Annotated in this window: 3 protein-coding genes; 1 reads left to right on the top strand and 2 read right to left on the bottom strand. The window is 48.0% G+C overall.

What is annotated here, in order from left to right:
- The first annotated feature begins 432 nt into the window (after window positions 1-432).
- Complete coding sequence (locus P5674_RS05430) at window positions 433-615, top strand: hypothetical protein (protein WP_315669850.1); 183 nt, start codon at window positions 433-435, stop codon at window positions 613-615.
- Between the two features lie 69 nt (window positions 616-684).
- Here P5674_RS05430 and P5674_RS05425 read toward each other — a convergent pair whose 3' ends face one another.
- Together P5674_RS05425 and P5674_RS05420 are read right to left on the bottom strand one after the other, a co-directional pair.
- On the bottom strand, window positions 685-1,860 hold the full coding sequence (locus P5674_RS05425) for a homocysteine biosynthesis protein (protein ID WP_006617500.1): 1,176 nt from the start codon (window positions 1,858-1,860) through the stop codon (window positions 685-687).
- Window positions 1,857-3,005 carry an AI-2E family transporter gene (locus P5674_RS05420; RefSeq protein WP_315669849.1) on the bottom strand — a complete coding sequence of 383 codons (1,149 nt, stop codon included), beginning with the start codon at window positions 3,003-3,005 and terminating at the stop codon, window positions 1,857-1,859. Before P5674_RS05420 ends, P5674_RS05425 begins: the two co-directional genes overlap by 4 nt.
- Window positions 3,006-3,302: the final 297 nt, after the last annotated feature.

Genomic DNA, 3,302 nt, shown 5'->3' with positions numbered 1-3,302 from the left:
ATCCCCCCTGAAAACGCCCAAAAAAAACTCGTGCATCGCCAGCAAATTCACGAATACGAGTGAGGGTGATGGGTGGGGTAGGTGAGGCGAGAAAATGCAGGTTTGAGGCGATCGCTTTCTACCGGAAATCGGCTACAGAGCCCCTATAGATACAACAAAGGTATTTTCACATATAACGTTATGTTATCAGAACCCCAAAACGGTGTCAAGTGCCGATTCTCTCGTGACGCAAATGATGACTATTTCCCCGGAAATTTGTGGTGACTGATTCAATGTTTAAAATTGTCTGCCGAAATAAATAAGTCACAGCTATAGCAACGGTTGAGGATGCACATTTTAGTAATTTTGTCAATCCCCCCTCAAAACGCCAAAAAAAAACTCGTGCATCGCCAGCAAATTCACGAATACGAGTGAGGGTTATGGGTGGGGTAGGTGAGGCGAGAAAATGCAGGTTTGAGGCGATCGCTTTCTACCGGAAATCGGCTACAGAGCCCCTATAGATACAACAAAGGTATTTTCACATATAACGTTATGTTATCAGAACCCCAAAACGGTGTCAAGTGCCGATTCTCTCGTGACGAAAATGATGACTATTTCCCCGGAAATTTGTGGTGACTGATTCAATATTTAAAATTGTCTGCCTAAATCGATAAGTCATGGCTATAGTCGGAGGAGGGGATAAAATCAATCTAAACGTATTTGAGAACCCCAAATATCTTGGGGGATAAAAGACCTGTCCATAGGGATAGGAGCGACAGGTTCAGTGAGGGTAAAATTGCCAGACTCTATCCATTCCTTGAGTTCCTCCGCCACCTGTCGAGAGCGGGAAATACTGGCGAGGGGGGCGGTGCGGACGGTTTTACCCTCAATTTGGATACGACCGCTTTTGAGTTGAGCGTATGTTACCAAACCGAAAGTAGGGCGAACCCGGCGGGGGATAGCAAAATCGACCACTGGGGCGACAATATCCTCATCAGCAATAGTGGCGCGGGAAACCACTTCTTCGTTAAGCACAGGTAAGGGAATGCCAATGCCTAACATGAGAGAGGGTCCGTGTTGTTTAAAATAGCAGCCTCGCACCCAATAGGGGTTCATTTGTTTGGCATCCCCGATAACGGCGAGGGTGGCGGCGGGTCCTATGGGGGTGCGGTTAGGCAATCTTTTTTGGATGGGGAAATGTTGGGTTCCTTCCCAGGTAATATATCCAATTCCTCCCCCCAGGAAAATGCGAGTTCCTATGCCGATTAATTGTAGGTCGGGGTCATTGAATAGGGGAGATATCGCGCCAGAGTTGGAGTAAACGGCATTACCTAAAAATGGTTGTAGGGGTCCGAGGTAAGTAAATAAAGGGCGATCGCCACCATTAACGCCAATGATAAAATTCTGGTATAAATTGCGGGGATTAAATAGATAAAACTGGTTAATTGTCTCTTTGCTAATGGAGGTTTCTAGGGAACTTCGGGGGTAGCAGTCGGAGGGAGTACCAACAGCTTGAAGATGGACGGTTTTTCCAGCGATTAAATCTTCGATAACATGACCGCCACCGCGATCGCTGGGTTCGTCTCCTTCTTTGACCATTTGGGTAGCGCCAATATATATATCTACTGCGCCAAAACCACTGTAGGCGGGTACACCGTTAAGCCAGCAGGTGCGAATATTGATGGGGGGGTCTGTATGTCCGAGGTTGATAATTGCACCGGAAGATTCCATGGGTTCAAAGGTTCCGGTGGTGATGACATCGACTTCTTGGGCGACTTGGCTGATGCTGGTTTCTTTGACTCTGGCTTTGAGTTCTTCGATGGTGCAGACAATGGCTTGCTGCTGATTGATTTTGTGGTTGATTTCGGCTATGGTTTTCACTGGTGATTATTCCTGGGATTATGCTCTGGGAGGGTTTCACTGGTTAGGAGTGAGGGTTGGTCGGTGACGGGTTTCAGGGGAGGGGGATTATCCCAAATATCTAGGATATCTCGAATCAGGATTTCTTTGATCAGAACTTGACCGACTACGGCGAGGGGAAAGGCTAACACGAGTCCGCCAAATCCGAAGAAGGTTAGGAAAAATCCTTGGGCGAGAAGGGTGATGGCTGGTAGTAGGGAGACTTGGTAAGCCATTAACGAGGGCATGATTACGGCGGTTTCGATTTGCTGGATGATGATATATAACATCACTACTAATGTGGCTTTCCAGGGGGAGTCTAAAAGGGCGATCGCCATTGGGGGAATGACGCTAACAGCAGGACCTATATTGGGAATTAGGTTGAGGAGTCCGGCGAGAATGGCATTGGCGAAAATTAAGGGGACTCTCAGTATCCACAAGCCGACTACTGTTAGTAGGGTGACACCAATCATGTTGAGTAAGGCACCGATTAGCCAACGACCTAGGGCTATTTCGCAAGTATCGAGAATGTCGTTCATTCGCCTTCGGTAAAAGGCGGGAATTAGTTGTAAGCTGCTGCGACGGTAGGCTTGGGGGTCGGCTAAAAGCATGAGGGTGAGGACGAGGATTAATAAGATGCTGACTAATCCTTCTACTGTGGTTCCGACGACGACCCCAAAACCGCCGATTAATTGATTGCTGAGGGCTTGGGCTTGTTGGATAATTTGTTCGATGCGGATCTGTCTCAGGTCGCGACTGACTTCTGATAGATATTCCCGTAAGGGTCCGTTGAGGTCGGTGCGTAAATAGTCAATTAACAGGTTCAGCAGCTTTAGACCTTGTTCGAGACCGGCGGGGACCTGTTTGGCTAGTTGTTCTAATTGGTTGATTAGGGGGGGGACTACCAATAAAAAGCCGATGGTAATCCCTAAGAAGAATAGACTAATGGATAGGAAGACGGCAAGCGATCGCGGTAGTTTCAGACGCTGGAATTGACGGGTGAGACGGTTTAAGGCGGTGGCTAGGACGACGGCGGCGAAAATCATCAGCAGGGCTTGTTTAATCCGCCACAGGATGTATATAGCGATTAAGAAAGCTGTGAAGCCTATCCATGTACCTAGGGTCATTGCGACTGTTGAGGGTGAGAGAATTTGCTTTTCTACAGGCGATCGCCTGTACAATAGTTATCTATCATAGAATACTAGATTCTGTGGTGGGATTCCACCAAAGCCAGCCAGCTACCTATGACGCAACCCAGATATGTTCAAGAACTCCCACCTCGCGTTAGCAGGTGGGAGAGTGGGGAACCAGTCCTGCTGAAACTTTGAATAGCCCATTGAGCCGAATCATGCCACGCACTTCCGGTTGTTTCTCTAGATCGGATTATCTGCAAGCCTCCTGGTTAGGGGCGTTGGGAAAGCCAA

Origin of the sequence: Limnospira sp. PMC 289.06 (genome assembly GCF_032350395.1) — a bacterium.
Lineage (GTDB): Bacteria > Cyanobacteriota > Cyanobacteriia > Cyanobacteriales > Microcoleaceae > Limnospira > Limnospira platensis.
Note: the sequence above shows the minus strand (reverse complement) of the source record. Positions and strands in the feature narration are given on the sequence as shown.